Source organism: Lacrimispora sphenoides (genome assembly GCF_900105215.1).
In the GTDB taxonomy this organism is placed as follows: Bacteria; Bacillota; Clostridia; order Lachnospirales; family Lachnospiraceae; genus Lacrimispora; species Lacrimispora sphenoides_A.
Map to the genome: position 1 here is coordinate 2,507,890 of NZ_FOIP01000001.1, position 25,264 is coordinate 2,533,153.

The 25,264-nt window shown below is 44.6% G+C and carries 24 protein-coding genes; 14 read left to right on the forward strand and 10 right to left on the reverse strand.

Annotated elements, in window-relative coordinates; genetic code table 11:
- Window positions 1-14: 14 nt before the first annotated feature.
- The 4 genes from BMW45_RS11415 to BMW45_RS11430 are packed head-to-tail and all read left to right on the forward strand — an operon-like array spanning window position 15 to window position 4,675.
- Complete coding sequence (locus BMW45_RS11415) at window positions 15-254, forward strand: (2Fe-2S) ferredoxin domain-containing protein (protein ID WP_092243537.1); 240 nt, start codon at window positions 15-17, stop codon at window positions 252-254.
- Between the two features lie 2 nt (window positions 255-256).
- Window positions 257-1,987, forward strand: coding sequence for a [Fe-Fe] hydrogenase large subunit C-terminal domain-containing protein (locus BMW45_RS11420; protein WP_092243540.1), 1,731 nt, complete (start codon window positions 257-259; stop codon window positions 1,985-1,987).
- Entirely contained in the window at window positions 1,987-3,168 is a 1,182-nt protein-coding gene (locus BMW45_RS11425; protein WP_092243543.1) for a SpoIIE family protein phosphatase, read from the forward strand. The genes BMW45_RS11420 and BMW45_RS11425 overlap by 1 nt, the downstream gene beginning before the upstream one ends.
- 55 nt (window positions 3,169-3,223) lie before the next feature.
- Window positions 3,224-4,675, forward strand: a complete 1,452-nt coding sequence (locus BMW45_RS11430; protein ID WP_092243546.1) for a 4Fe-4S dicluster domain-containing protein — start codon at window positions 3,224-3,226, stop codon at window positions 4,673-4,675.
- 55 nt (window positions 4,676-4,730) lie between these two features.
- Here the strand turns inward: BMW45_RS11430 and BMW45_RS11435 are convergent, their stop codons facing one another.
- From BMW45_RS11435 to BMW45_RS11450, 5 genes are all read right to left on the reverse strand, one after another.
- Window positions 4,731-4,976, reverse strand: coding sequence for a spore coat protein (locus BMW45_RS11435; protein ID WP_092243549.1), 246 nt, complete (start codon window positions 4,974-4,976; stop codon window positions 4,731-4,733).
- Window positions 4,977-4,989: 13 nt separating this feature from the next.
- The gene (locus tag BMW45_RS27810; RefSeq protein WP_166433330.1) at window positions 4,990-5,163 is read right to left on the reverse strand and encodes a hypothetical protein; all 174 of its coding nucleotides are present in this window, start codon (window positions 5,161-5,163) and stop codon (window positions 4,990-4,992) included.
- Window positions 5,164-5,298: 135 nt separating this feature from the next.
- Window positions 5,299-6,975 (reverse strand): glycoside hydrolase family 2 protein, encoded by a 1,677-nt coding sequence (locus tag BMW45_RS11440; protein WP_092243552.1) that lies wholly within the window; start codon window positions 6,973-6,975, stop codon window positions 5,299-5,301.
- The gene (locus tag BMW45_RS11445) at window positions 6,976-8,517 is read right to left on the reverse strand and encodes a response regulator transcription factor (protein ID WP_092243555.1); all 1,542 of its coding nucleotides are present in this window, start codon (window positions 8,515-8,517) and stop codon (window positions 6,976-6,978) included.
- A gap of 33 nt (window positions 8,518-8,550) precedes the next feature.
- On the reverse strand, window positions 8,551-10,167 hold the full coding sequence (locus BMW45_RS11450) for a sensor histidine kinase (protein ID WP_166433331.1): 1,617 nt from the start codon (window positions 10,165-10,167) through the stop codon (window positions 8,551-8,553).
- Between the two features lie 327 nt (window positions 10,168-10,494).
- On the opposite strand from BMW45_RS11450, the gene BMW45_RS11455 reads away from it, so the two are divergent.
- The 5 genes from BMW45_RS11455 (at window position 10,495) to BMW45_RS11475 (ending at window position 16,488) form a co-directional block, all read left to right on the forward strand.
- A complete protein-coding gene (locus BMW45_RS11455) occupies window positions 10,495-11,850 on the forward strand; it encodes an ABC transporter substrate-binding protein (protein ID WP_092243561.1) in 1,356 nt (451 codons plus the stop codon).
- 90 nt (window positions 11,851-11,940) lie between these two features.
- Window positions 11,941-12,831 carry a carbohydrate ABC transporter permease gene (locus BMW45_RS11460; RefSeq protein ID WP_092243564.1) on the forward strand — a complete coding sequence of 297 codons (891 nt, stop codon included), beginning with the start codon at window positions 11,941-11,943 and terminating at the stop codon, window positions 12,829-12,831.
- 11 nt (window positions 12,832-12,842) lie between these two features.
- The gene (locus BMW45_RS11465; RefSeq protein WP_025234801.1) at window positions 12,843-13,673 is read left to right on the forward strand and encodes a carbohydrate ABC transporter permease; all 831 of its coding nucleotides are present in this window, start codon (window positions 12,843-12,845) and stop codon (window positions 13,671-13,673) included.
- 16 nt (window positions 13,674-13,689) lie between these two features.
- Window positions 13,690-14,526 carry a sugar phosphate isomerase/epimerase family protein gene (locus BMW45_RS11470; RefSeq protein ID WP_092243567.1) on the forward strand — a complete coding sequence of 279 codons (837 nt, stop codon included), beginning with the start codon at window positions 13,690-13,692 and terminating at the stop codon, window positions 14,524-14,526.
- Window positions 14,527-14,553: 27 nt separating this feature from the next.
- Window positions 14,554-16,488 carry a DUF2264 domain-containing protein gene (locus tag BMW45_RS11475; protein WP_166433332.1) on the forward strand — a complete coding sequence of 645 codons (1,935 nt, stop codon included), beginning with the start codon at window positions 14,554-14,556 and terminating at the stop codon, window positions 16,486-16,488.
- Between the two features lie 129 nt (window positions 16,489-16,617).
- Here the strand turns inward: BMW45_RS11475 and BMW45_RS11480 are convergent, their stop codons facing one another.
- The 5 genes from BMW45_RS11480 to BMW45_RS11500 are packed head-to-tail and all read right to left on the reverse strand — an operon-like array spanning window position 16,618 to window position 21,657.
- Window positions 16,618-18,363, reverse strand: a complete 1,746-nt coding sequence (locus BMW45_RS11480) for an NADH-dependent [FeFe] hydrogenase, group A6 (protein WP_092246391.1) — start codon at window positions 18,361-18,363, stop codon at window positions 16,618-16,620.
- Between the two features lie 17 nt (window positions 18,364-18,380).
- Window positions 18,381-20,168 (reverse strand): NADH-quinone oxidoreductase subunit NuoF, encoded by a 1,788-nt coding sequence (gene nuoF / locus BMW45_RS11485; protein WP_092243572.1) that lies wholly within the window; start codon window positions 20,166-20,168, stop codon window positions 18,381-18,383.
- A gap of 12 nt (window positions 20,169-20,180) precedes the next feature.
- On the reverse strand, window positions 20,181-20,558 hold the full coding sequence (locus BMW45_RS11490) for a (2Fe-2S) ferredoxin domain-containing protein (protein WP_025234797.1): 378 nt from the start codon (window positions 20,556-20,558) through the stop codon (window positions 20,181-20,183).
- A gap of 34 nt (window positions 20,559-20,592) precedes the next feature.
- Window positions 20,593-21,150 carry an ATP-binding protein gene (locus tag BMW45_RS11495; protein ID WP_092243577.1) on the reverse strand — a complete coding sequence of 186 codons (558 nt, stop codon included), beginning with the start codon at window positions 21,148-21,150 and terminating at the stop codon, window positions 20,593-20,595.
- A 12-nt stretch (window positions 21,151-21,162) separates the two neighbouring features.
- Window positions 21,163-21,657 (reverse strand): NADH-quinone oxidoreductase subunit NuoE family protein, encoded by a 495-nt coding sequence (locus tag BMW45_RS11500; RefSeq protein ID WP_092243580.1) that lies wholly within the window; start codon window positions 21,655-21,657, stop codon window positions 21,163-21,165.
- A 234-nt stretch (window positions 21,658-21,891) separates the two neighbouring features.
- On the opposite strand from BMW45_RS11500, the gene BMW45_RS11505 reads away from it, so the two are divergent.
- The 5 genes from BMW45_RS11505 (at window position 21,892) to BMW45_RS11525 (ending at window position 25,238) form a co-directional block, all read left to right on the forward strand.
- A complete protein-coding gene (locus BMW45_RS11505) occupies window positions 21,892-22,239 on the forward strand; it encodes a DRTGG domain-containing protein (RefSeq protein WP_025234794.1) in 348 nt (115 codons plus the stop codon).
- The gene (locus BMW45_RS11510) at window positions 22,239-22,661 is read left to right on the forward strand and encodes an ATP-binding protein (protein WP_054791100.1); all 423 of its coding nucleotides are present in this window, start codon (window positions 22,239-22,241) and stop codon (window positions 22,659-22,661) included. Before BMW45_RS11505 ends, BMW45_RS11510 begins: the two co-directional genes overlap by 1 nt.
- 139 nt (window positions 22,662-22,800) lie before the next feature.
- Window positions 22,801-24,213: a [Fe-Fe] hydrogenase large subunit C-terminal domain-containing protein gene (locus BMW45_RS11515; RefSeq protein WP_025234792.1), complete on the forward strand. Its 1,413-nt coding sequence runs from the start codon at window positions 22,801-22,803 to the stop codon at window positions 24,211-24,213.
- Window positions 24,191-24,541 (forward strand): hypothetical protein, encoded by a 351-nt coding sequence (locus BMW45_RS11520; RefSeq protein ID WP_025234791.1) that lies wholly within the window; start codon window positions 24,191-24,193, stop codon window positions 24,539-24,541. The genes BMW45_RS11515 and BMW45_RS11520 overlap by 23 nt, the downstream gene beginning before the upstream one ends.
- Complete coding sequence (locus tag BMW45_RS11525; RefSeq protein ID WP_092243584.1) at window positions 24,522-25,238, forward strand: PHP domain-containing protein; 717 nt, start codon at window positions 24,522-24,524, stop codon at window positions 25,236-25,238. Before BMW45_RS11520 ends, BMW45_RS11525 begins: the two co-directional genes overlap by 20 nt.
- Window positions 25,239-25,264: the final 26 nt, after the last annotated feature.

Sequence of the window (25,264 nt, forward strand, 5' to 3'; positions counted from 1 at the left end):
GAGGGAGAATATTCATGAGAGTAACAATATGTATAGGTAGCGCATGTCATTTAAAGGGTTCCAGAGATATCATCGCACAGCTGCAGACCCTTGTGAAGGAGAACCACCTGGAGGATAAGGTGGATCTAAACGGGTCTTTTTGCTGCGGCGATTGTGTAAATGGCGTCTGTGTGACCGTGGAAGGTCAGTTATACTCTTTAAAACCAGAAGAAACAAAGGAGTTTTTTGACAAAGAGATCATGGGGAGGCTGTAATCATGGGAATCATTGATTTCAAGGCTACTAAATGCAAACATTGCTATAAATGTATTCGTAATTGCGAAGTCAAGGCAGTCATGATTAAAGATGAGCGGGCTGAAATTATGCCGGATAAGTGCATTTTATGCGGAAAATGCATGCAGGTATGTCCTCAGTCAGCAAAAACTCTCATAAGTGATCTGGATCTGGTAAAGAGTTACATTGACGCAGGGATCCGGACGGTTATCTCCCTGGCACCATCTTATATGGGATTGTTAAACTATAAGACCATCGGCCAGGTTAACGGTGCGCTGCGGAAGCTGGGATTTTATGACGTAAGGGAGACTTCGGAAGGGGCGGCTGTTGTAACAGCGGAATATGCCAGGCTTTTAAGTGAAGGGAAGATGGAGAACATCATCACCACCTGCTGCCCCAGCGTCAATGATTTGATCGAGATTTATTACCCCCAGCTGATTCCACATATGGCTCCTGTGGTATCTCCTATGATTGCCCATGGAAAGATGTTAAAAGAAGAACTGGGAACTGAGGTAAAGGTGGTTTTCCTTGGACCGTGCATCGCAAAGAAAAAGGAAGCTGGAGACCCCCGTCATGATGGCTATATTGATGCTGTCCTGAATTTCAATGATATTTCCAGGTGGCTTTCTGAAGAGGAAATCACCATTGAAGACTGCGAGGATATCCCGTTTGTAAGGAACCCCAGAATCAACCGCCTTTATCCGGTTACCAATGGAGTGGTAAATTCTGTTCTGGCCACGGAAGAGGAACGGGATGGATACCGGAAATTTTATGTCCATGGCTGCCTCAACTGCATGGATTTGTGCGAAAGCATGCTGCGGGGAGGAATTAAGGGCTGCTTTATTGAGATGAATATGTGCTCTGGCGGCTGCATCAAGGGTCCCACCGTAGAGGACGAGAACGTATCCAGATTCAAGATCAAGCTGGATATGGAGGAATCCATTGAAAAGGATCCGGTACCAAGGGAGGAGCTGGCCCCTGTTATGGAACGACTCTCCTTTCGGAAGCTGTTCCTGGACCGTGCACCCAAAGATGCCATGCCAACTGAAGTCCAGATTCAGGAGATATTAAAAATGACCGGAAAGACCAGGCCGGAGGATGAATTAAACTGCGGCGCCTGCGGTTATTCCACCTGCCGGGAAAAGGCCATAGCGGTTTTCCAGAAAAAGGCAGAGCTTAATATGTGCATTCCATTTATGCATGAAAAATCAGAGTCATTATCCAATCTCGTGATGCAAACCTCTCCCAATATTGTTCTGATCGTGGATAAAGATATGAAAATTTTAGAGTATTCTGCAGTGGGAGAAAAGTATTTTGGAAAAACCAGGCAGGAAGCTTTGACCATGTATTTATATGAACTCATTGATCCTTCAGATTTCCAGTGGGTTTATAATACCCACCAGAAGATCCATGGAAAAAAGGTGACTTATGGGGAATACCATATTTCCACTCTTCAGAATATTCTTTACATTGAAAAAGAAGATGTGGTATTAGCCACCTTCATAGATATCACCAAAGAGGAAGAACAGGCAAAACAGGACTACGAACAGAAACTGGAAACCATTGCCCTGGCACAGAAGGTCATTCACAAGCAGATGATGGTGGCCCAGGAAATTGCTGGTCTCTTAGGGGAAACCACGGCGGAGACCAAGACTACCTTAACGAAGCTTTGCAGATCCTTACTGGATGAGGGAAATGAAGGTGAGGTTAAGTGATGGGGGTTACCGTAGATGTTGCATACACAAGCCTGAATAAATTCAAGGAAGTATTGTGCGGAGATAAGGTTGAACTTTTGCAGACCGAGGATTCCAATATTATGATACTCGCCGACGGTATGGGCAGCGGGGTAAAGGCCAACATTCTGGCCACCATGACCTCCAAGATTTTAGGAACCATGTTTCTAAACGGTGCGACCCTGGAAGAGTGTGTGGAAACCATTGTGGAGACCCTTCCGGTATGTCAGGTGCGCCAGGTAGCCTATTCCACCTTCAGCATCCTTCAGGTGTTTCATGACGGTGAAGCCTATCTGGTAGAATTTGATAATCCCGGCTGTATCTTCATCAGGGATGGGAGCCTGGTTTCCATACCGCGAAACACCAGGGTTATCAGGGATAAAAAAATCAATGAGTACCGTTTTAAGGTGAGAAAAGGGGACGCGTTGATCCTGATGAGTGACGGGACCATCCATGCAGGAGTGGGGAAGCTCCTGAATTTTGGCTGGCTGTGGGAGGATGTTGCTTCTTATGCGGTGAAGCAGTACCACCTGACCATATCTGCAGCTCGTCTGGCTACTGCGTTAACCAGTGCCTGTGATGAACTGTATCAGTACCGGCCTGGCGATGATACCACGGTTGCCGTTATGAGGATCATTGACCGTAAGCCGGTGCATTTGATGACAGGCCCGCCCAGGAAGACGGAGGACGACTTCGTGATGGTGAGTGATTTTCTGTCAGGAGATGATACCGCTAAGAAAGTCGTCTGCGGAGGAACCAGTGCTAATATTGTTTCCAGGGTAACTGAAAGGGAGCTGTCTGTTTCTCTGGATTACAATGATCCGGACATTCCGCCAATCGCTTATATTGACGGTATTGAGCTGGTTACGGAAGGTGTTTTGACATTAAATAAAGTTTTAAAGCTTTTAAGGCGTTATGTGATGAATGAATCCGTCACGGAGGATTTTTTTCTGGAGTTAGATAAGCCAAATGGAGCTTCCATGGTGGCGAAGATGATCATTGAGGATTATACGGAGCTTAAGTTATACGTGGGAATGGCAATTAACAGCGCTTATCAGAATCCTGGCCTGCCCTTTGATTTGGGGATCCGCCAGAATCTTGTGGAGCAGTTAAAGCACGTAGTGGAAGAAATGGGGAAAAGGGTTACGGTAACCTATTATTGAATTTGGATAGATATTCACAGAACCACGATACGTGGAAGTTACAAGGAGGAAGAATATGGCAACAAATGATGCGACATTACTTCGCATAAAGCATCAGGTTTTAAATGAAGTGGCGAAACTTGCATGGGAGGGAAAGCTGGAGGAGAAAAGAAATGAGATTCCCTATGATATCATTCCAGGTCCCAAGGCCCAGTTCCGCTGCTGCATTTACAGGGAACGGGAAATCATCAGAGAGAGAATCCGCCTGGCGGAAGGTCTCTGCCCCAGCGGAAGGGATACGAAGAACGTCGTTCAGGTAATCAGCTCTGCCTGTGAAGACTGTCCCATCGCCCGGTATGTGGTAACCGATAACTGCCAGCTGTGTATGGGTAAGGCGTGCCAGGGTTCCTGTAATTTTGGCGCCATCAGCATGGGACGTGATCGTGCTTATATTGATCCTGATAAATGCAAGGAATGCGGCAAGTGTTCCCAGGCATGTCCTTATAACGCCATAGCAGATCTGACCCGTCCCTGTAAGAAAAGCTGTCCGGTGGATGCCATCACCATGGACGAGAACGGCATTGTAGTCATTGACGAAAGCAAATGCATCCAGTGCGGAGCCTGCATTCATGGCTGCCCCTTTGGCGCCATTGATTCCAAGACATTCCTGGTGGATGTGATTAATCTTATTAACGCCGGGAAACGGGTGGTTGCCATGGTCGCTCCGGCGACAGAAGGCCAGTTCGGCCCGGAAATCACCATGGCAAGCTGGAGAACCGCTTTAAAGAAAATCGGTTTCCAGGATATGGTTGAGGTTGCCCTTGGCGGCGATCTGACCGCTGCAGCAGAAGCGGCGGAATGGGCAGAGGCTTTTAAGGAAGGCAAGAAGATGACGACCTCCTGCTGTCCGGCATTTGTGAACATGATTAAACAGCATTATCCTATGCTCCTTGAGAATATGTCCACCACCGTATCCCCTATGTGCGCTGTATCAAGAATGCTGAAGGAAAAGGACCCGGAGACGATCACCGTATTCATCGGGCCGTGTATTGCTAAGAAAAGCGAAACCCTGGATTTAAATATTAAAGACAACGCGGATTATGCCCTGACCCTGGGAGAAATTCAGGCAATGATGGCATCAAAGGGCGTAGAGCTTTTGCCGGAAGAAAACACCTACCAGGCAGGATCCGTATTCGGTAAGCGTTTTGGAAATGGAGGCGGTGTGACTGCGGCTGTTCTGGAATGCTTAAAGGAGACGGGAGAAAGTACGGATATCGAAGTCCTTAAATGCAATGGAGCGGCTGAGTGCAAGAAGGCTCTGATGCTTCTTAAGATTGGTAGGCTTCCAGGAGACTTCATAGAAGGAATGGCATGTGTGGGAGGCTGTGTAGGCGGTCCCAGCAGGCATAAGAGTGAGAATGAAGCAAAGAAAGCCCGTGATTTGCTGATCAAACAGGCGGATGGAAGAGAAGTTCACGAGAACTTACGAAACCAGGGCCTTGAAGAAGTAGCGATGCACAGACATTAACAAAAAGGCTATGGGTGTTCCCTTTTTTATCGGGAACACCCATAGCCTTTTTTATTTACATTCCTGCGTACTGGCTCTTAACTTTCGTAAGTTTCTGCTGTTCTGCCTGATCTGTGGTATACCATCCCTTTGCGGACATTTTCTTGTAGATATCGCCCTGCATGCACAGGCTGTCGCTTAATGCGGTGTCAAATGCCTGATGTACGTTCATGGTAGGGGATTCGATGGTTCCATGCAGGTATAAGTCACACACTCCTTTTGTGGTGTGGAGCAGGTTTTCCATAATACACTTGTCATCCATATGTGATTCCTCCTTACACTAAGTTATAGAAGCTGTCAAAAATCTGCTGGTGCTTCTGCATAAGCTGCTGCGCACAAGCTTTTAATTCAGGATCCTGAAGATTCTGCGTTGCTTGCTGGCATTGGGTTTTTAAAAATTGCTCATGGCCAAGAGCATCTTCAATATAATTTAATTCTTTTGGGCTCATATGATATTCCCTCCATTGTTATACTATCCTCCGGTGTGTTTTCCCGGAAGACAGTATTAATATGGACGTTTTATGGAAATCCATGCATAACAACGGAAATAATTCATTAACAGGGAGTAGAATCCTTGATATTTTTTATGATTCCTTATAATTGCCATAACTTGTATAAATTTCTTTCACAACCTCATAAGAAAGTTTGTGCCTTCTGTATTCGTCGACGATTCCCTTATTATTCATTGTCCTTGGGCGGTTAAGGAACCATTCTTCACTAATTCTGACATCGCAGAACTGCCAGATATACAGTCCCGACGAACCGGGGTGTTCCAATATGGCAGTAAGCTGTTCTCCCAGAGTGTCCGCCTGATACTCTTCCGACCACTTGACCTTTGCTTGGCTTCTGTAACCGTAAATGGCTCCTGCGCCCACTTCCGTAATAAGGAATGGTTTATCTTTTCCAGGTGTTTCTGTTTGTACCCATTGATACAGATCATCTAAATATTCCCGGACAGGTGTGTTATGGTACCATCTCGGATAAATGTTGTAGGAAACTACTTCCGGAAAGTCAAGGCAGATATCTGTTTTAAACTTACAGCTTGCACTGGAACGTGGGCGGGAAGAATCCAGCTGCCTGATGAGTTCATACTGCTTTTTATAACATTCCCTGCCGTAGGGAGTTTCACTGGCACATTCATTTAAGATACCCCAAATATAGATGCTCGGATGATTATAGTGATTCACGATCATTTCACGGATCACTTCTTCTGCCTGCCTTTCAAAATTAGGATTCCTCATATGTTCTTCGGAAAGCCCTCTTGCGTGGTTTTCTTCCCAGATCAAAATTCCCAGTTCGTCGCATAAATCCAGGAAAATTTCATCATTGGGATAATGCACGCATCTTATAGAATTCACACCCATATCTCTGATTGTCTGCAAATCTGAGGCAATCTGAGAAAATGGGATGGCGCAGCCGAATGCGGGATGGTCTTCGTGACGGCAGATTCCCTTTATAAGGAGAGCTTTGCCGTTTAAGAAGATAGAGCTGTTTTCTATTTTCACTTCCCGGAAGCCGATTCTCTCTTTTAAGTCGTCTATGGCTGTACCGTCTTTGAAGAGCGTGACTTCTACTGTGTATAAGTTTGGATGTTCCAAGCTCCATTCTTCTGCATCTGATACGGCCGCCTCTGTTTGTATCAAAGATTCCGTATTTGCTTTTATGGTAATGTCCTGGAGTTTTAAATCTGTTTTATTTATCGTTACCGTTGCATCTAAGGTGATATCTTCATCAGAAATATTGGAAATGCAAAGTGTGAGGCCAGCCTTCCAGGTTTCACCCTTTTTTTCAGGCGTGATATGGATCCATTTTATGTATGCACAGTTAAGCTGCTCTAAAACGACACCTCTGGTAATGCCGCCGTAACTCATATAATCGTTGGGTATATGCAGCGAGCTTTCTTCTGAAAACCGGTTATCCGCTATGACCTCAAGCAGATGTTCCCCTCCAGGCAATCCTTTTAAGAAAATCTCAAAAGGTGTGTAGGCGTTGTAATGGGTTCCTCTCATGGTCCCGTCTACGAAAACTTTTGCTGTGTGGCTCACGCCTTTTAACAGAAGCCGTACATTCCCCTCTGCCGTAAAAGTAGTGGAATATTTCCCTTCTCCCCTGTAAGCTTCATATCCTGGATAAGTCTCCCAGGCACTTGGGACAGGTACCGGGAACGTCTTATCTTTTCCGTCTAAGGGGGTGAAATCCCAAAGCTTACCGGAAAGTTCTGATATTTTTCTGATTGAATTTGTTTGAAATGTACGTATCATTTAATTTTCCTCCTGTTTCAGGGCACATCTCCCCATATCCGTAGGGGTGTGTCCTGTATATTTTTTAAAGACTCTTGAAAAATATTGCGGGTTGTCAAATCCCAGTTCTTCACTGATCTGATAAATCTTCAAGTTGCTTTTTGCAAGCAGCTCCTGCGCTTTTTTAACTTTCATTTTATTGATATATTCAGAAAAGCCAAGATCGGAATATTGTCTGAAAAGAGCGGATAAATAATTAGGGCTGACATTTATAAAAGAAGCGGTATCCGCTAAACTGATTTTCATAAAAATATGATTTTTGATATAATCTTTTGCCTGAATGACCAGATTGTATTTCGGATCGTTTAATTGGTTTTCCATTGCGCTTTTTACCGCGGTTTTAAATACATCCAGGTATCTGATGATTTCAGTTTTCTTATGATAGGTGTATAAAACCTTATAAGATTTTGCCTCATTTTTGTAGCTCTCCGAAAGTATAGTTTCTCCGTCATAGATACAGTTCATTACCAAATGTATCATAAAGGACACAATATTGATCAGTTCTTCAAATGCCAGGGTATCTATGGCGGCTTCAATCGCTCTGACTGTCTGGTCAAAAAGGGTAAGATTGAAATTTTCCAGGGATTCTATCAGTCTTTTGTTGAAAACATTCAGATCAAATGTTTTATTAAGGGATGGGGCTTCTTCTTTATTAAATTCAAAACACAGGTGGATCTCATTGAGGGAAGAGGTCGTTTTTCCCGGCTTTATAGTAACTCCGGTATTGAAAAAAATTTTAATAAGCTGTCGGATGTCTTCTGAGACCGTATTGGTCAGCGCATCGATTTCATCTGCTTTATGAAAGAGAAGAATACATGCAATCCTTTGATGGTTGTACGCGATCACCGTACTTTTTGTATAACGGCCGATGCACTCCTTTACGGTACTTAAAATATTTAAATAGGTAGAGTAAGCTCCAGTATTTAAGTTTTCCTTTTCAAAAAGAATATCTACGGTCAGGGGCTGATAAAACTTCGCTTTTAAATCCAGATCGTACATTTTTATGAAATCCAGAATTTCTTCTTCGGAAGTATAGCCGCCGCTAACCAGGTGGTAGAGAAAACGGTTCGTGAATAGATTGAACTCTTGCCCATACCTGCCGGTTTCTGTTTTTCTTTCAGCCAGTACTTTTTTAGCCTTGTTTAACGTTTTTTCAAGGGTTTCTTTGTTCAGCTCCATTTTTACAAGATAGTCAAAGGCATTTAGCTTCATGGCAGTCCGGGCATATTCAAATTCTTCAAAGCTGGATAAAAGGATACACAAAGGAGCGTTTTTATCCTCTGTATTTTGTATGTATGTTAAAATGTCAAATCCGTCCGCTGCAGGCATTTTTATGTCTGTTATGACCAGGTCAAAGGTCTCTTTTTTTAAGATTTCGATTGCTTCGTTGCCGTTTGCGGCAGTAGAGCCTATCTCAAAATCAGGGAAGTTCTCACAAACAAGGCCTGATAGCCCTATACGGGCTAAGGGTTCATCGTCAACAATCAGGATCTTATATTTCATATTTTCCCTCTTTCATAAACGAATCATATTCTTTTACTGTTTTTTATAGATCAGAGGCATTTTTACGGTAACTTTTGTAAATTCACCGAGAATGCTTTCTATGTTCAGTCCGTATTGGTCGCCGAACTCCATTTGTATTCTCTGGTGTATGTTTTGGATTCCTATTCCGGAAAGCCTGTCTGCCTTTGCTGTTTCCCTTACGATTTCATCCAAAGACCGGACGGTAAGACCGACTCCGTTGTCTTTTACCACGAAAATCAGATCTTCACGTTCCCTGTATACCCCTATCAGCAATTCACATTTCCTGCCTGCAGGTCCTATGCCGTGAAAAAGTGCATTCTCCACTAAGGGCTGCAAGGTAAATCTTAAAACAGAAGCGCTTAAAACTTCCGGATCTGGAATGTCAAATACCGGAGTAAACATATCTGCATAACGGTAAGATTGCAAATGGATGTATTCTTTTATAAAGTCCAGTTCTTCTTCCACGCGGAACCATTCGGAATTGTTCTTAAAAACGGCTCTCATCATATTGGAAAGAGAGGTTGTCATGTCCACGATGGGCGGAACAGAGTTCATCTGTCCCAGCCATCGGATGGAATTTAGAGTGTTGTAAATGAAATGAGGATGGATCTGGTTCTGCAGAAGACGGAATTTATAATTCCTTTTCAGTGTTTCTTCCTCCTTTAACTGATTCAGTGCCAATTGAAACGCTCCAGCCAGTTCGTTGATATGGGTGCTTATTTCTTCAAATTCCGAGATGCCCGTAAATGCAGGTGAGACCTCATAATCCGCTTTTATCATTCTTGACACCTGATTGTAAATAATCTTTACCGGTTTATTGACAAGTTTGTTTAATAAAAGATACCAGAAAAACACCTGAAGGAGAAGCAAAGAAAAAGCGGGGAAAATAAAATTAAAATCAGGTACGAATATATCCTCATGAAGAGCTTTTAAAGGGCTTATTAAAACGACGCCCGACTTGGACTTTGTAAGGAATACCGTTCCGTTATAAAGGTCTTTGTATTCCTTTGACACAATATGAGAGCTAGGAGCCAAAGCATCAAATTGCTTCACATCAAAATCCAGAGGTAAAAAATGAGTGTTTTCAATTTTATAAAGCTGATCGCCAAGAAGAATAAAGGATTCTTCCAGGCCTTTTAGGGGATCCGCAAGTATGGCGGTATCTAAGGCTATATAAAAATTTCCTATTTTTTGGTTTGTTGCATAGCTGCTTACGGGAAAACGTAGGGGAAGTATCTGTTCCGGCTTGTACTGACCGTAAAATTCCGGATTAAAGGGATTCACTGTTATGGGATAAGAAAAGGAGGGGCCGGCTAATTCTTCGGGGCATAATTTCTCAAAAGTCGCCTTGTCGGAAATCTGACCGTAAAAAAGGCCGATTTGTATATACCTCGGGTTCCGATCTGAAGTAAGGAGCATTTTAGGAACGTAACCAGAGATGGAAGTAGTGTTTAACAGCATTTTTGCTTCGGTAACGGCCGAGAGTGCATAAGACATATTGCGTATGCTGTCTTTTCCGTTATCGGATAGAAAAGCGGTGATTTTTGTATTAGCGGAAAGGACGGTATTTAAAGCAGAAACCTGGGCTAAGTTATTTTCTATGCCATAATTGGCATTCGTATGAAGCATAAGAGCGCTTTCCTCTGCATCCCTTTCGTATTTTTCTTTTGCGGAAGAATAAAATATCCAGGTAAAAACAGAAGTAAGAAGCAAGACAAAACAAAAACAATACAGCAGTAATTTAAATGTAAGGGTTTTATAAAATAAATTATTCTTTTTCATACATTAATTATATAATTGTAATAAAAAAAGTCAAGCATATCCAGGTTGCCCTGGTAAGATATTACACGAAATCGTAAGATATTTCCTTGTATGTATTGTGTAAAAATACTAATATATCATTAACGATCAGTGGAATAGCATACATAATGCAATGAAAATTAAAGGAGGAGTTATATGAAGTTGAGAAAGATTGCAGCATTGGGACTTGCAGGCATTACGGCAGCCAGTCTGGCAGCTTGCGGGGGCAGTTCAGGTTCTGCCGGTGCTACGGCAGCAGGAACTACAGCGGCGGGAACTACGGCAGCTGCAGCGCAGACGAATACGGCAGCAAGTACTGAACCGGTGACAATCAAAGTTTCGCTTTGGGATTATTCTAACACCGCGTATTATCCGATCATGGTGGAAGCGTTTGAAAAGTCACATCCGAATATCAAGGTTGACATTGTTGAATTTTCGGCCGCAGAATATTCGGATACGATCGTTGTCAAGATGGGCGCAAAAGAAAAGTATGATGTGGTCTTTATGAAGGGGCTGCCTGAAATGAGTGCTTTGATCGCAGGAGGGCATCTGCAGCCTTTAACAGACAGAATCACCGGTTTCGATATGAAGCCATACGGCGGTGCGGAAAAGTCCCTGAGTCTGAACGGCGTTGTCTACGGCCTTCCTTTCCGGACAGATAACAATATGATTTTCTACAATAAAGATTTATTTGATAAAGCAGGAGTCCAATATCCAAAAGATGGTATGACGATGGAGGAATACAGGGAACTTGCAAAGAAGATGACTTCGGGTGAAGGCGCGGAAAAAGTATATGGATCCCATGTGCACACATGGCCGTCAAACGTTTATCAGTATTCCAGAATCATAGACGAATTCAATTATCTGGATACATCTACCTATGAAAAACTAAAGCCTTATTATGAGACGATTCTCGGAATGCAGAATGAAGATAAGTCTGTTCAGGACTACGGTGAATTAAAGACAGGAAATATCCATTATTCAGGTGTTTTTTACAATGAGCAGGTTGCAATGCTTCAAATCGGATCCTGGTATATTGAAATGCTTACCGGCAATGTAACACCTCAAAGCGAACACTATTTTAAATGGGGCGCAGTGACCTTGCCTAATTCCAAGGGAAATACATACGAAAATATGGTAGGCGGGATTACCCCCTGTTCCATCGGAGCATATTCGGAACACCCGGAAGAGGCCTGGGAATTTTTGAGCTATGTTTGCGGGGAAGAAGGGGCAAAAGTAATTGCGGAGCGCGGAATCGTCCCCGGCTGGAAAGGCCAGTCCATATTAGATATATTCGACAAATTACCAGAGCAGTTCCCCAATGCACCGGAAGGGCTTTCAAAATTCCTGACACCTCCCAATTATATTGTGGAACAGCCTATGGATCCCAATGCAAAAGCGATCAATACGGTAATAGAAGAAATGCATTCTGATATCATGACCAATAGCGTCTCCATCGACGACGGTATTAAAACGGCGATTGAAAGGGCAAAAGAGGCTGGAGCGAAGTAAAGTTAGAAATCATGAAATGGCGGTCAAAACCTGACCGCCATTTTCAAAAATTGTTTCTTATGGTTTCAAATACGGACGGAGGTATCACTTATGCTCAAAAAGAGTTATAGACGTAAGAAAAGCCTGATCGCTTATTCTTTTATTCTGCCGAATTTCATAGGCTATTTTATTTTGACTTTTATCCCGATCATTCTGACTTTTGTCATGAGTTTATGTGAATGGAATTTTGGTCAGACTGTAAACTTTGTAGGTTTTAAGAATTTTATACAGATGTTCACGAAGGATTCCCAGTTTTCTTTGGTTCTTATAAATACCATTTATTATACAGTAGTTACAGTCCCTGTAACTATGCTGTTTTCTTTGCTTTTGGCCATGCTCATGAATTCGAATCTGAAAGGAAGGGTGTTTTTCCGCTCGGTCCTTTTCTTTCCATATGTGGCTTCCTTAGTGGCGATTGCTATTGTGTGGATGGCTCTGTTTTCCCCGCAGTCAGGTCCGGTAAACTCTGTGCTTCGCTCCATAGGAATCGTGAATCCTCCGCGCTGGGCGGCGGATAAACACTGGGCTATGCCCACGATCATCGGTCTTACGGTCTGGAAGGGCGTGGGATATTATATGATCGTTTACCTTGCGGCTTTGCAGGGCGTCCCCGGGGAACTTTACGAGGCGGCCAGGATTGATGGGGCTTCCAAATTCCAGCAGTTTACGAATATTACCTGGCCTACGGTTACTCCCACGACATTCTTTGTTGTTATGATGCTTACAATTTCCACTTTTAAATCATACGACATTATGTATATCACGACTCAGGGCGGTCCCGGTACGGCAACAAAGGTCTTGGCCTATCACATATACAACAAAGCGTTTAAAGATAACGCATTCGGATATGCTTCCGCACTTTCCATCGTTCTGTTTCTGATCGTGCTTGCCTTTACCCTGCTGCAATTTAAGGTAGAGAAAAAGTTCACCAACGACTTATAGGAGGCGGGATTATGAAAAAACACACAGGTACGATAAAACTGATCATAATTTATGGCCTTATGATATTCTGTGCCCTCATAATGCTTACGCCTTTTGCCTGGATGATTTCTGCTTCTTTAAAGCTGGAAAAAGACGTATTTGCTTACCCGATTAAATGGATACCGAGAAATCCCGTATGGTCAAACTACACCGTGATCTGGGAAAAATTCCCTCTTTCCATAGGCTTTATCAATTCCTTTAAACTTACGTTTGCAACTATGATCCTGCAGATCACCACATCTTCAGCTGCGGCTTATGCATTTGCAAAGCTTGATTTTAAGGGGCGCAACACACTCTTTATGGCTTATGTTACTACGATTGCGATTCCGTGGCAGGTCTATATGGTTCCGCAATACATCATGATGAGTAAATTTCACCTGGTAGACAGCCATATAGGTATTATATTGATGCATGCGTTTACGGCCATGGGCGTTTTCTTAATCCGGCAGTTTTATATGGGGATCCCCAATGAGCTTTTAGAGGCAGCCAGAATAGACGGACTCAGTGAATACGGGATTTTAGCCCGGATCATGCTGCCCCTTTCTAAACCTGCAATTGCTACCATGGCAATTACTTCTTTTGTTTTTGAATGGAATGACTTTATGGGACCGCTTATTTATTTAAGTACGACCGAGAAAAAGACGATACAACTTATGATAAGGCTCTTTAATACGATGTACTCCACTAATTACGCCTGGATGATGGCGGCAGCGGTGATTGCGCTTATTCCGGTGTTTATTATTTTTATTGCGCTGCAGAAGTATTTTGTGCAGGGGGTTGCTACCAGCGGGCTGAAGGGTTAGGAGAAAGGAGAGAAATATGAAATATTCTGTGTTTACCGTGGGCCTTCCTGAAATGACAATAGAGGAAGCTCTTAAAAAAATGAAAGAGTATGGTTATGACGGTGTGGATTTCAGGGTAACGGAAATAAAAGACGAGTTTGCCAAGGAACAACCGTCTTACTGGAGAAATAATTACTGCACCGTGGATATAAACACCGTGGAAGAAAAGGCGGAGGAGTTAAAGGCTTTGACGGATAAATATGGTTTAGAGGTCAATGCCCTTGCTTCTTATCTCACTTGTACCGATGATATTGATAAAATCACCTCTGTTATGAGGGCAGCAAAAAAGATGGGAGCCGGGAGGATCCGTGTGAACGCCCCTAAATATGATGCTGAAAAGGGCTATAAGCAGGTATTTGAAGAAGCCCTCTGCGGCTTTCAGAGAGTGGAAGAAAAAGCAAAGGAAACAGGAATAAAGGCGCATTTTGAAATGCACCACGGAACAATTACTCCTTCCGCGTCCGCGGCTTACGCACTTGCTAAAAACTTTGATCCAGAATATATCGGTGTTATCTATGATACAGGAAATATCATATACGAAGGCCTGGAAGAATACCAGATGGCTCTGGAAATCCTGGGGGAATACTTAGACCATGTTCATATTAAAAACGCCTGCTGGCTGAAGAAGGGAGAGAAATACGGAGCAGACTGGGCGTCCTTTTACGATGGATATGCGGATTTCCCAAAATTTTTTAATGCGTTAAAAGCCGTAGGCTATGATGGTTATGTGACGTTTGAGGATTTTTCAAGCAAAGAAAGCTCGGATGAAAAGCTTAAAAACAATCTTATTTTCATAAAAAAGATCATTGGCTGATGAAGAAAAAGAAGGATGAGGGTTTTTATGAAATTTGAAGTTGTAAATCCCAATTATGAACAAAGCCCTTTCAGCGGAATGGACCGGAGCCATTGGATAGAGGCGGGGAAGTTTCTGCTTGGGGGGCTGTTTTCCCATATAAAATCCTTAGACGATCCGGTGTCTCCCCCAAGAAACGAAGAAAAAATAAGTTATCCGTCTCCCGGCGATCAGAGGGGGCGCATAGGCGCGGCACGATTTGAAGGACTGGCAAGATCCTTGTGTATGGCGGTTCCTTTGATACTGGAAGACGAAAACCTGACCCTGAACGGAATCAATGTACGTGATTACTACGCATATCAAATCATTCGGGGAATGACTGCTGGTGCTGAAACAGGGTTTGGGACTTTGAACGAACTTATAGAAGAAAAGGCTGGCCCTGGCCCTTTTCAGCAAACCGTGGAATGCGGGATCATGGGGATCAACCTTCTTATTTCCAAACCTGTGATCTGGGACAGATTTACGCAGGAAGAAAAGGATGTTGTGGCAGGATTCTTATCCGAATATGGACATTATCAGACCCATGATTCCAATTGGCGATTTTTTAATTTACTGGCACTTACATTTTTGAAGCTAGAAGGCTATAAGGTGGATGAAGTGTTATATATAGACCATCTTGAGTATCTGCTTTCTTTGTATGCGGGCGAAGGCTGGTATAGGGACGGAAATCTCTTTGATTATTACAGTGCCTGGGAATTTATATTAGATGCCTCGCTTTGGTGTAAATATTACGGCTACAAATACGAAAAGGAAGCAGCAGCTGTATTTGAAAAGAATATCGGTTTATTTTTATCGTCTTATTGGAGAATGTTCAGTGAAAAGGGTGAAAGCATCCTTTGGGGGCGGAGCGGAATCTACCGTTTTTGTGCGTCGTCCGCCCTTTGTGCAGGCGGATTTCTAAAGAATTATGACACCTCTCCTGATTTCACATTTCCTTCTGCCCGCCGTCTTATGTCCGGAAATCTTCTGCAATTTATCACGAAAGAAGAAATGTTTGTAAATTCGGTTCCCTGTCTTGGCTTTTATGGTCCGTTTATGCCTATGGTGCAGTCTTATTCCTGTGTGAGCAGTCCTTTTTGGTGCAGCAAAGCCTTTTTGTGCCTGATCCTTGAAAAAGAACATCCCTTCTGGACTGAAAAAGAGGAGAATCCCTGGGTTCAGACAAAGGATTTTGTATGTACGCTGGGGGCACCGGGCATCCGGTTCGTAAATCACAAGGAAAGCGGCATTACAGAAATAAAAACGTCTAAATTTATGTTTGATGGGTCGTCAGATTACCTTCCCGCATATGCAAGAGTTGCATTTTCTTCTGCGCTTCCTTGGGAGAAGATGGCAAAAACCCCGGCGGAAGCGATGGCATATAAATTAAATGAAAAGGAAGTGCCCACATCCTTTGCTTTTTGTAAAGATGAGATGGGTATTTTGTACCGGACAGCTTTTTTTGATATAATGAAAAGCAGGGCAAAAAAAGTCGATATGGCGGATATAGAAGTTCCTTTCGGTACGCTTCGGGTGGACAGGGTAAGGGTAAATGACAGGCCTTTTACGTTGACTTTAGGGCATTTCGGTCTTCCCATAGAAGATGGGATTTTGGAAGTAAAGAAAGGTATCGTTGAATATGAAAAGCGAAGTCTTCCTTACATAATCGCAAAAGCGAAAAATCTTCAGACAGCAATCGTATTATATTCGGGTTGGCAGAAGCTTTCCTATTGTATCAGGGAGGATGTCAATGCAGTGTCTAAAAATTCCTGTCTAATATATGCTTCGTATACAAGAGAAAAATTCTATAATAAATCAGAACACTTAATCGCTTTATATCTGACGAAAGACGCGGATTCAGACTTTAGCCCGGAGGAATTATCTGCATTTGGCGGAAGAGAAAGAGTTGACTTTACAGGGATCGACGGGTTCGTATGTCTTTAGGTGAATAGGAGAATATGAGTATAGAAACTTAATATTTAAGGTATAAAAATGAGCTTTGATCATGGTTTTTGGACCAATCAAAGCTCATTTTTATACACTTATTTACAGCATTTCTTTTTATATCATAGTTTAAATTTCGTTTATTCTTCTCTTTACATAAGTTGTATGAAGCAGGTGATGAGCCTTTTCACTTCCCGGCTCTCCAAGATAAGTCTCATAAAGTTCCTTGATTGCAGGGTTCTCGTGAGACTTACGAATGGTCTTTGCTGCATCTACATCATAAAGGACCTTAGCACGCAGGCTGCGGATATCCGTTGTATTGTGTACAAAGCCAGGCTGCTGAGGCTGTCCGCCCCCGTTTACACATCCGCCGGGGCATCCCATGATCTCGATGAAGTGATAATTTGCCTCTCCGGATTTCACCCGGTTAAGTAGCTCTCTTGCATTGCCGAGACCGGAAGCGACTGCAACATTTACATCCATATCGCCTACACGGTAGGTAGCTTCCTTGATACCCTCTGTTCCACGAACATCGGTGAAGTCAGGTCTTTCAAGCTCTTCCCCGGTCAGGCTTTCTACAGCAGTTCTTAAGGCTGCTTCCATAACGCCGCCGGTAGCTCCAAAGATAACTGCTGCTCCGGTACCAAGACCTAAAGGTGTGTCAAAATCTTCGTCAGGAAGCTCTGTGAACCGGATTCCGGACTGTTTGATCATTCTGGCCAGCTCTCTGGTGGTCATGGAATAATCTACGTCAGGAGAGCCGTTGGCATCCTGGTCATCTCTTCCGATTTCAAATTTCTTAGCGGTACATGGCATTACGCTGACAGATACAATATCCTCTGGCTTCAGACCCATCTTTTCCGCATAGTAGGATTTGGCAATGGCGCCGAACATCTGCTGCGGGGATTTGCAGGAGGATAAATTCTCTGTCATATCCGGGAAGTAGTGCTCACAATATTTGATCCATCCTGGGGAGCAGGAGGTGATTAATGGAAGGACGCCACCGTTTTGTACGCGGTCAATGAATTCATGTGCTTCTTCCATAATGGTTAAATCGGCGCTGAAGTTGGTATCAAATACCTTGTCAAAGCCCAGTCTTCTTAAAGCGGCAACCATCTGGCCTTCCACATTGGTTCCGATGGAATAACCGAATTCTTCTCCCAGGGCTGCACGTACAGCCGGAGCGGTCTGGACGATCACGTGCTTTGACGGATCTGCAATGGCAGCAGCCACTTCGTCAATGCTGCTCTTCTCATAAAGAGCGCCGGTAGGACAGACAGCGATACACTGTCCGCAGGATACGCAGCTTGTTTCACCAAGTCCCTTGTCAAAGGCAGAGCCGATGACGGTAGCGAATCCACGATCATTCGGTCCAATTACGCCGATTCCCTGAACTTTTTCACAGACAGCAGAACAACGGCGGCAAAGGATACATTTGCTGTTATCCCGTACCATATGGGTTGCACTTTCATCTGGGGTAGAAGGTGTTTTTGCTCCATCGTAATAATCATCCACATCAACGCCCAGTTCCTTACATAAGGTCTGTAATTCGCAGTTTCCGCTGCGGACACAGGAGAGACAGGAGCGGTCGTGATTGGAAAGGATCAGCTGAAGCGTTTTCTTTCTATAGTCACGAAGTTTAGGTGTATTGGTCTTTACTTCCATGCCCGGATTAATGGGGTAAACGCAGGAAGCAGCCATTTTGCCGCCGTTAATTTCAACGGTACAGATACGGCATGCAGCGATTTCATTCATATCTTTTAAAAAGCATAAAGTCGGTATCTCAACATGGGCCAGTCTGGCAGCTTCCAGGATGGTGGAGCCTGCCGGAGCGCTTACGTCCATGCCATTGATTTTTATTGTGATATTCTCCATGATCCAATTTCCCTCCATTATTTCTTGTAAACAGCGTCAAACTTACATTTCTCCATACATACGCCGCACTTGATACACTTCTCAGGATCAATGACATGTGGGTTCTTAACGGAACCGGAGATAGCGTTAACCGGACAGTTTCTTGCACAAAGGGTACAGCCCTTACATTTCTCTGCATCAATATGATAGGAGAGCAGCGCTTTGCACACACCAGACGGACATGTCTTATCGACAATATGGGCATTGTATTCGTCGCGGAAGAACTTAAGAGTTGACAGAACCGGGTTTGGTGCTGTCTGTCCAAGGCCGCAGGCAGAGTTTTCTTTTACGTAGTAGCACAACTCTTCCAGACGGTCTAAATCTTCCAGCTTTGCCTGTCCCTTGGTGATCTTATCGAGGATCTCCAGCATACGCTTTGTTCCGATACGGCATGGCGTACATTTTCCGCAGGATTCTTCTACGGTGAATTCCAGGAAGAATTTTGCGATATCAACCATACAGTCGGTCTCATCCATAACGATCAGACCGCCGGAACCCATCATGGAGCCGATTGCAATCAGGTTGTCGTAATCAATAGGAATATCGTAATGTTCCACAGGGATACAGCCGCCGGATGGTCCGCCGGTCTGGGCAGCCTTGAACTTTTTGCCGTTTGGAATGCCGCCGCCGATTTCTTCGATGATCTCACGGAGAGTAGTTCCCATAGGAACTTCTACCAGTCCGGTGTTATGGATTTTTCCGCCTAAAGCGAATACTTTTGTTCCCTTGGATTTCTCAGTACCCATGGAAGCAAACCATTCGGATCCGTTTAAGATGATCTGCGGGATATTTGCATAAGTTTCAACATTATTTAAGATGGTTGGCTTGCCGAATAAACCTTTCTGTGCCGGGAACGGAGGACGAGGTCTTGGCTCTCCGCGGTTGCCTTCGATGGAAACCATAAGTGCGGTCTCTTCGCCGCATACGAATGCACCTGCACCCAAACGAAGTTCAATGTTAAAGGAGAAACCGGATCCAAAGATATCGTCGCCTAATAGCTCCATCTCTTTGGCCTGGTCAATGGCGATCTTTAAACGCTGTACGGCGATGGGATACTCAGCACGTACGTAGATGTAACCCTGGGAAGCACCGATGGCATAACCGGCAATGGTCATGGCCTCCAAAAGAGCATGAGGATCACCCTCTAATACGGAACGGTCCATGAATGCGCCTGGGTCGCCTTCGTCTGCGTTACAACAGACATACTTCTGATCTGCGTCGTTTTGCTTGGCCAGCTTCCATTTGAGGCCGGTTGGGAAACCAGCGCCGCCTCGTCCTCTTAATCCGCTGTCTAAGAGAGTCTGGATCACTTCGTCGGGAGTCATCTCAGTAAGAACCTTACCAAGAGCCTGATATCCGCCGGTACCAATGTATTCTTCAATTTCTTCCGGATTGATGACACCACAGTTGCGCAGAGCGATCCTGTGCTGTTTTTTATAGAAATCGGTATCACTTAAAGCCTTGATGCCTGCCGGAGTTACAGTCTCATCATAAAGTAGTCTTTCCACCGGACGTCCTTTTAATAAGTGCTCGGTTACAATTTCAGAAATATCATCTTCCTTTACCATTGCATAGAAGGTGGCATCCGGGTAAACGATCATGATCGGGCCTAAAGCACAAAGGCCGTGGCAGCCGGTCTGTACAACGGATACTTCCTGATCCAGACCCTGATTCTTTAATTCATCTCTTAATTTTACCATAATCTGCTGGCTTCCAGAGGAAGTACATCCTGTGCCGCCGCAAACTAATACATGTGAACGATACATCTTATTTCCTCCTTATTTGATGTCAGCAGAAGCTAACGTATAGTTTTGAACAACGTGGCCACTCAGTAAATGCTCTTTATAAACTTCTTCTGCTTTTTCCGGGGTCATATTGATATAAGTAACTTTTTCTTTACCGGGTTCCAGAATTTCAACGATTGGTTCATATTGACATAAACCGATGCATCCGGTCTGGGTAACAGAAAAACGATCTGTCATATTGTTTTCCTGAACCAGGTTTGATAATGTATTAAGTACAGGTCTTGCTCCGCTGGCTATTCCGCATGTAGCCATGCCGACCAGAATCCGGGTACGTCCGTGATCTTCGCCACGCATGCTGACTTGACCCTGCATCTTTTCCCGAATTGCTTTTAATTCTTCAAGAGTCTTCATGTTAATCCTCCAATTCAACTTTGATCCGACGGACCTAAATGGCCGCGCCTCCATCTGTTTCCAATTTGTTTTCACTGAGATATTCCTTAATATAAGCCGATACCTCCGGGGTATCAAAGGGGATATCCCCTAAAATTTCACGGAAAGCTCTGGTATCCAGCTCAAACGACGCTTGGTTGTAACGATAGATATAGAGAAAGTCTGTGTCCGGATGACAGGTGATAAGGGTTTCAATGGTACTGTTTATATCACCAAGGGGCATACGGTCGATATGGGATAGTCCGAAAACAGCGGTTATTACCGTACCGGTACCCAGCTCTGACTCAATGGAAAAACTTCCGCCTGTGCTTTCCGCCGCATATTTAAAAAACGGAACGCCAAGGCCCACTTTTCTGGTTCCTCTGGTGGTAAAAAAGGGATCAGTCACTTTAAGTGCCTGCTCCTTTGTCATGCCGCAGCCGTTGTCCTCAATGGTAACAACCAGTTTGTCTGCATCCGTTTCTACGGAAACAAGAATGGTAACCAGGGTAGCCCCTGCCCGCGTGGAGTTTTCCGCCACATCCAGGATATTTAAAGAAATCTCTGTCATCATAAGCGTGACTTTCTATTCGTACTTTGCAAGTATGTCATGAACATCATCAGTGGTCAGCCTACCGTAAACATCCCCGTTCACCATCATGACGGGAGCCAGGCCGCAGGCACCTACGCAGCGGCAGGAATCAAGGGAGAACTTTCCATCCGGTGTACACTCGCCGTTGGTAATCCCAAGGATTTCCTCAATCTTATGGAAGATGTCTCCGGAACCTTTTACATAACAAGCAGTTCCTAGACAGACAGATACCTGGTACTTGCCCTTAGGCTGAAGTGCGAACTGGGCATAAAAAGTTGCAACGCCATAAATCTTCTCAAGGGGTATACCCGTTTCATCAGAAATTATGGTCTGGACTTCGATTGGAAGATAGCCGTAAATCTCCTGTGCCTTTTGCATGATAGGCATGAGAGATCCTTTTGTGTCTTTGAGCAGGGCGATTGCTTCCTTTAAAGCAGATTCCTGCTCCTTGGTCCCGTTAAATTGGACGCCTTGTGTTTTACAAGCCATTTTATAACCTCCTTATATGTTGCTTATGCAATGTACATGATATTTTAACATGTTATGAATGAAAAATCTATAGTTTCGGCAACATTCGATAAAAAAATAACAATCCTTCCGTGGAATCTTTCTATACCTGGCGCCCTATTTATGTTATAATAGTTAATAATGATACGAATTGTGTGAATAGTGCGAATCAAGTTGCCCAAAAGCTGGAAGGAAGAAGGAAAGGGGAGCATCAATATGACAGTAAGAGATGTAAGAGATAAACTGGGTGCCAAGGTGCTTGCAGGAGAGGACCACCTGGATGAGGAGGTAAAAAGTGCCTGCGGTTCTGACATGATGAGCGATGTGCTGGCGTTTTCCAAGGATCATTCGGTTCTTCTTACGGGACTATGCAACCCTCAGGTAATCCGTACGGCGGAGATGCTTGACATTGTCTGTATTGTATTTGTCAGAGGCAAGAAGCCGGATGAGTCCATGCTTTTGATGGCAGAGGAGCGGGGAATCATTATCCTGTCTACCGGGCATCGTATGTTCTCGGCCTGCGGCCTGCTTTATGAGGCAGGGCTTCACGGAGGTGCGATCTGATGACGGATATGATAACGTTTCACTACAGGATTTCACCTGATGATTTTACAAGAGCAGGGGAAGCCAGCAGTGATGTGAAAAGCAAGCTGAAAAAGATGGGGGTCACCCCGGAAGCGGTGCGCAAGGTTGCAATTGCCATGTATGAAGGGGAGATCAATATGGTGATCCACGCGCAGGGGGGAGAGATAACCGTTAACATAACTACGGACAGGATCGAGATGATACTGGCTGATGTGGGTCCGGGAATACCAGATGTCGGACTGGCCATGCAGGCAGGATATTCCACTGCGCCGGATGCAGTGCGTTCCCTGGGCTTTGGAGCCGGAATGGGGCTTCCGAATATGAAAAAGTATTCGGATGAGATGGAGATCGATACGGTAATAGGAAAAGGAACGACCATTCGTATGATGGTGAATATATAGGAAGCTGGGCGATAATGTGGAAACACCCTTCAGGGGTATACCTTTATGCTCAGAAGACGTGGGCGAAACGCGGAAACATCTTTCGGTATACTTTTATGCCCAAAGGCTGTGGGCGATAAAGAGGAAATGAGGTAAAAAGGTGGATAAATTTTATCATTCAGTAAGACTTGATGAAGAGCTTTGCATGGGGTGTATCAATTGTATCAAACGGTGCCCTACTCAGGCCATCAGGGTGAGAAACGGCAAGGCACAGATCAACAGTAAATTCTGCATTGACTGCGGGGAGTGCATCCGGGTATGTCCTCACCATGCAAAACATGCTACATATGACAAGCTGGAGGCTCTTAAACAGTATGAATATACGGTGGCATTGCCGCCGCCATCCCTATACAGCCAGTTTAACAATCTGGATGATGTGAATATCGTCTTAAATGCTCTTCTTATGATGGGGTTTGATGATGTATTTGAAGTAAGTGCGGCGGCGGAGCTGGTAAGCGAGGCTACCAGGGAATATTTAAGTGAAAATCCGGACAAGCTTCCGGCCATCAGCACCGCCTGTCCTTCCGTGGTGCGGCTCATAAGAGTCAAGTTCCCAAACTTAATCCCAAACCTTCTGCCATTAAATCCTCCGGTGGAGGTGGCAGCCATCCTTGCAGCCCAAAAGGCAATGGAAAAAACCGGACTTGAGAGGGATAAGATCGGAATCATATTCATCTCCCCCTGTCCATCCAAGGTGACCTATGTGAAATCCCCTCTGGGAACGGAACGCAGTGAAGTGAATAAGGTGCTTGCCATAAAGGACTTATATCCCCAGCTTTTATCCTGTATGAAGGCGGTTGGAGATGATCCGCCTGAAATTGGGACTTCAGGTAAAATCGGAGTCAGCTGGGGGCGCAGCGGAGGAGAGGCAAGCGGCCTCTTTACCGAGGATTACCTGGCAGCAGATGGCATTGAGAATGTCATAAGGGTCCTGGAAGATATGGAGGATCAGAAATTCACGAACCTGAAATTTGTAGAGCTCAGTGCCTGCAACGGCGGCTGCGTGGGCGGCGTGCTCACGGTAGAAAATCCATATGTAGCGGAGGTAAAGCTCAAACGGCTTCGAAAGTACATGCCTGTGGCAAGGAGCCATATGCAGGCGGGAGCAGAGGAACTTGTAAAGTGGACCAAGGAGGTTCACTATGAGCCGGTGTTTAATTTAGGCGAAACCATGATGGAAAGCTTTGCAAGGCTTAATCAGGTGGAACGGCTTTTAAAGAAGCTTCCCGGCTTAGACTGCGGTTCCTGCGGTGCGCCTACCTGCAAAGCCCTGGCCGAGGACATTGTGCGTGGAGAAGCAGTGGAATCCGACTGCGTTTATTTCCTCCGGGACAATGTGCATAAGCTGGCGGAGGAAGTTTCCAGGCTGGCGGCCGATATTGTGGAAGGCGACAGAGACAGCTATGAGAAATTCAAGGTCATGACAAAATATATCGAGAGAATTTCTGATGAAATGACTCAGCTTGACAGAAAAGAAGGGAGGAAGCGCAATGACAGTAAGAGAACTGATTGACAGCAATTTATTTGATGTAATCAATGAAGGAGAAGAGCTTGACCGTGAGATTAAAAAGCCGTTTTGCTGTGATTTATTGAGTATTGCAATGGGAAGAGCGGCAGAGGGGTGCGCATGGGTAACGGTGATGGGAAATGTAAATACCCTTGCGGTAGCCTCACTTGCCGACGCTGCCTGCGTAGTCATGGCAGAGGGAACTGCTCTTGACGAAGCGGCTGTGAAAAAGGCGGCGGACCAGGAGATCACGGTTTTAAAAACAGAGCTGCCTATCTTTGACGCCGCCCTGCTGATCTATCAAAGGCTGCCCCATGATGAACTTAACCTATGACCTTCACATCCATTCCTGCTTATCACCGTGCGGGGATGATGATATGACGCCGGCAAATATTGTGGGGATGGCTGCCTTAAAGGGGCTTGACGTGATCGCGGTGACAGATCATAATTCCTGTAAAAATTGTCCGGCTGTGTTACATTTTGCAAGGGAATATGGGATTGTGGCTTTGCCGGGAATGGAAGTCTGTACATCGGAGGAGGTACATGCAGTATGCCTGTTTGACCATCTTGATAAGGCTATGGAGTTTGATGAGTACGTGTATGAACGGTTGATGGCATTTCCAAACAATGAGGAAATATTTGGAAAGCAGCAGATATATAATAAGGAAGATGTCCTATGGGGAACAGTGCCCAATCTTCTCATTAACAGTGTGGACATCTCTTTTGACCAGTTGTGGGGCCTGGTCCGGTCCTATGGAGGCGTCATGTTCCCGGCCCATATCGATAAGTCTGCCAACAGCCTGCTCTCAAATTTAGGCTTTGTGCCTCCTGACAGTCAGTTCGCAACGGCGGAGGTAAAGGACCTTACAAGGCTTCATGAGCTTAGGAAAAAGAACCCTTATCTGGAGGGCTGCCGGATCATCAGCAATTCCGATGCACATTATCTGGAGGACATTCATGAGCCAAGGTTAACGATCGAAGCGGAGGAAAAAAGCATGGAAGCAGTGGTCCGTGCGCTCCTGCACCACTAAGACTTTTTATTTAAGTTTGGAAATTT

Excerpts from the sequence above, each read along its gene's own strand:
- BMW45_RS11415 (WP_092243537.1), top strand. The coding sequence starts at position 15 with ATGAGAGTAACAATATGTATAGGTAGCGCATGTCATTTAAAGGGTTCC.
- BMW45_RS11420 (WP_092243540.1), top strand. The coding sequence starts at position 257 with ATGGGAATCATTGATTTCAAGGCTACTAAATGCAAACATTGCTATAAA.
- BMW45_RS11425 (WP_092243543.1), top strand. The coding sequence starts at position 1,987 with ATGGGGGTTACCGTAGATGTTGCATACACAAGCCTGAATAAATTCAAG.
- BMW45_RS11430 (WP_092243546.1), top strand. The coding sequence starts at position 3,224 with ATGGCAACAAATGATGCGACATTACTTCGCATAAAGCATCAGGTTTTA.
- BMW45_RS11435 (WP_092243549.1), bottom strand. The coding sequence starts at position 4,976 with ATGGATGACAAGTGTATTATGGAAAACCTGCTCCACACCACAAAAGGA.
- BMW45_RS27810 (WP_166433330.1), bottom strand. The coding sequence starts at position 5,163 with ATGAGCCCAAAAGAATTAAATTATATTGAAGATGCTCTTGGCCATGAG.
- BMW45_RS11440 (WP_092243552.1), bottom strand. The coding sequence starts at position 6,975 with ATGATACGTACATTTCAAACAAATTCAATCAGAAAAATATCAGAACTT.
- BMW45_RS11445 (WP_092243555.1), bottom strand. The coding sequence starts at position 8,517 with ATGAAATATAAGATCCTGATTGTTGACGATGAACCCTTAGCCCGTATA.
- BMW45_RS11450 (WP_166433331.1), bottom strand. The coding sequence starts at position 10,167 with ATGCTTCATACGAATGCCAATTATGGCATAGAAAATAACTTAGCCCAG.
- BMW45_RS11455 (WP_092243561.1), top strand. The coding sequence starts at position 10,495 with ATGAAGTTGAGAAAGATTGCAGCATTGGGACTTGCAGGCATTACGGCA.
- BMW45_RS11460 (WP_092243564.1), top strand. The coding sequence starts at position 11,941 with ATGCTCAAAAAGAGTTATAGACGTAAGAAAAGCCTGATCGCTTATTCT.
- BMW45_RS11465 (WP_025234801.1), top strand. The coding sequence starts at position 12,843 with ATGAAAAAACACACAGGTACGATAAAACTGATCATAATTTATGGCCTT.
- BMW45_RS11470 (WP_092243567.1), top strand. The coding sequence starts at position 13,690 with ATGAAATATTCTGTGTTTACCGTGGGCCTTCCTGAAATGACAATAGAG.
- BMW45_RS11475 (WP_166433332.1), top strand. The coding sequence starts at position 14,554 with ATGAAATTTGAAGTTGTAAATCCCAATTATGAACAAAGCCCTTTCAGC.
- BMW45_RS11480 (WP_092246391.1), bottom strand. The coding sequence starts at position 18,363 with ATGGAGAATATCACAATAAAAATCAATGGCATGGACGTAAGCGCTCCG.
- nuoF (WP_092243572.1), bottom strand. The coding sequence starts at position 20,168 with ATGTATCGTTCACATGTATTAGTTTGCGGCGGCACAGGATGTACTTCC.
- BMW45_RS11490 (WP_025234797.1), bottom strand. The coding sequence starts at position 20,558 with ATGAAGACTCTTGAAGAATTAAAAGCAATTCGGGAAAAGATGCAGGGT.
- BMW45_RS11495 (WP_092243577.1), bottom strand. The coding sequence starts at position 21,150 with ATGATGACAGAGATTTCTTTAAATATCCTGGATGTGGCGGAAAACTCC.
- BMW45_RS11500 (WP_092243580.1), bottom strand. The coding sequence starts at position 21,657 with ATGGCTTGTAAAACACAAGGCGTCCAATTTAACGGGACCAAGGAGCAG.
- BMW45_RS11505 (WP_025234794.1), top strand. The coding sequence starts at position 21,892 with ATGACAGTAAGAGATGTAAGAGATAAACTGGGTGCCAAGGTGCTTGCA.
- BMW45_RS11510 (WP_054791100.1), top strand. The coding sequence starts at position 22,239 with ATGACGGATATGATAACGTTTCACTACAGGATTTCACCTGATGATTTT.
- BMW45_RS11520 (WP_025234791.1), top strand. The coding sequence starts at position 24,191 with ATGACAGTAAGAGAACTGATTGACAGCAATTTATTTGATGTAATCAAT.
- BMW45_RS11525 (WP_092243584.1), top strand. The coding sequence starts at position 24,522 with ATGATGAACTTAACCTATGACCTTCACATCCATTCCTGCTTATCACCG.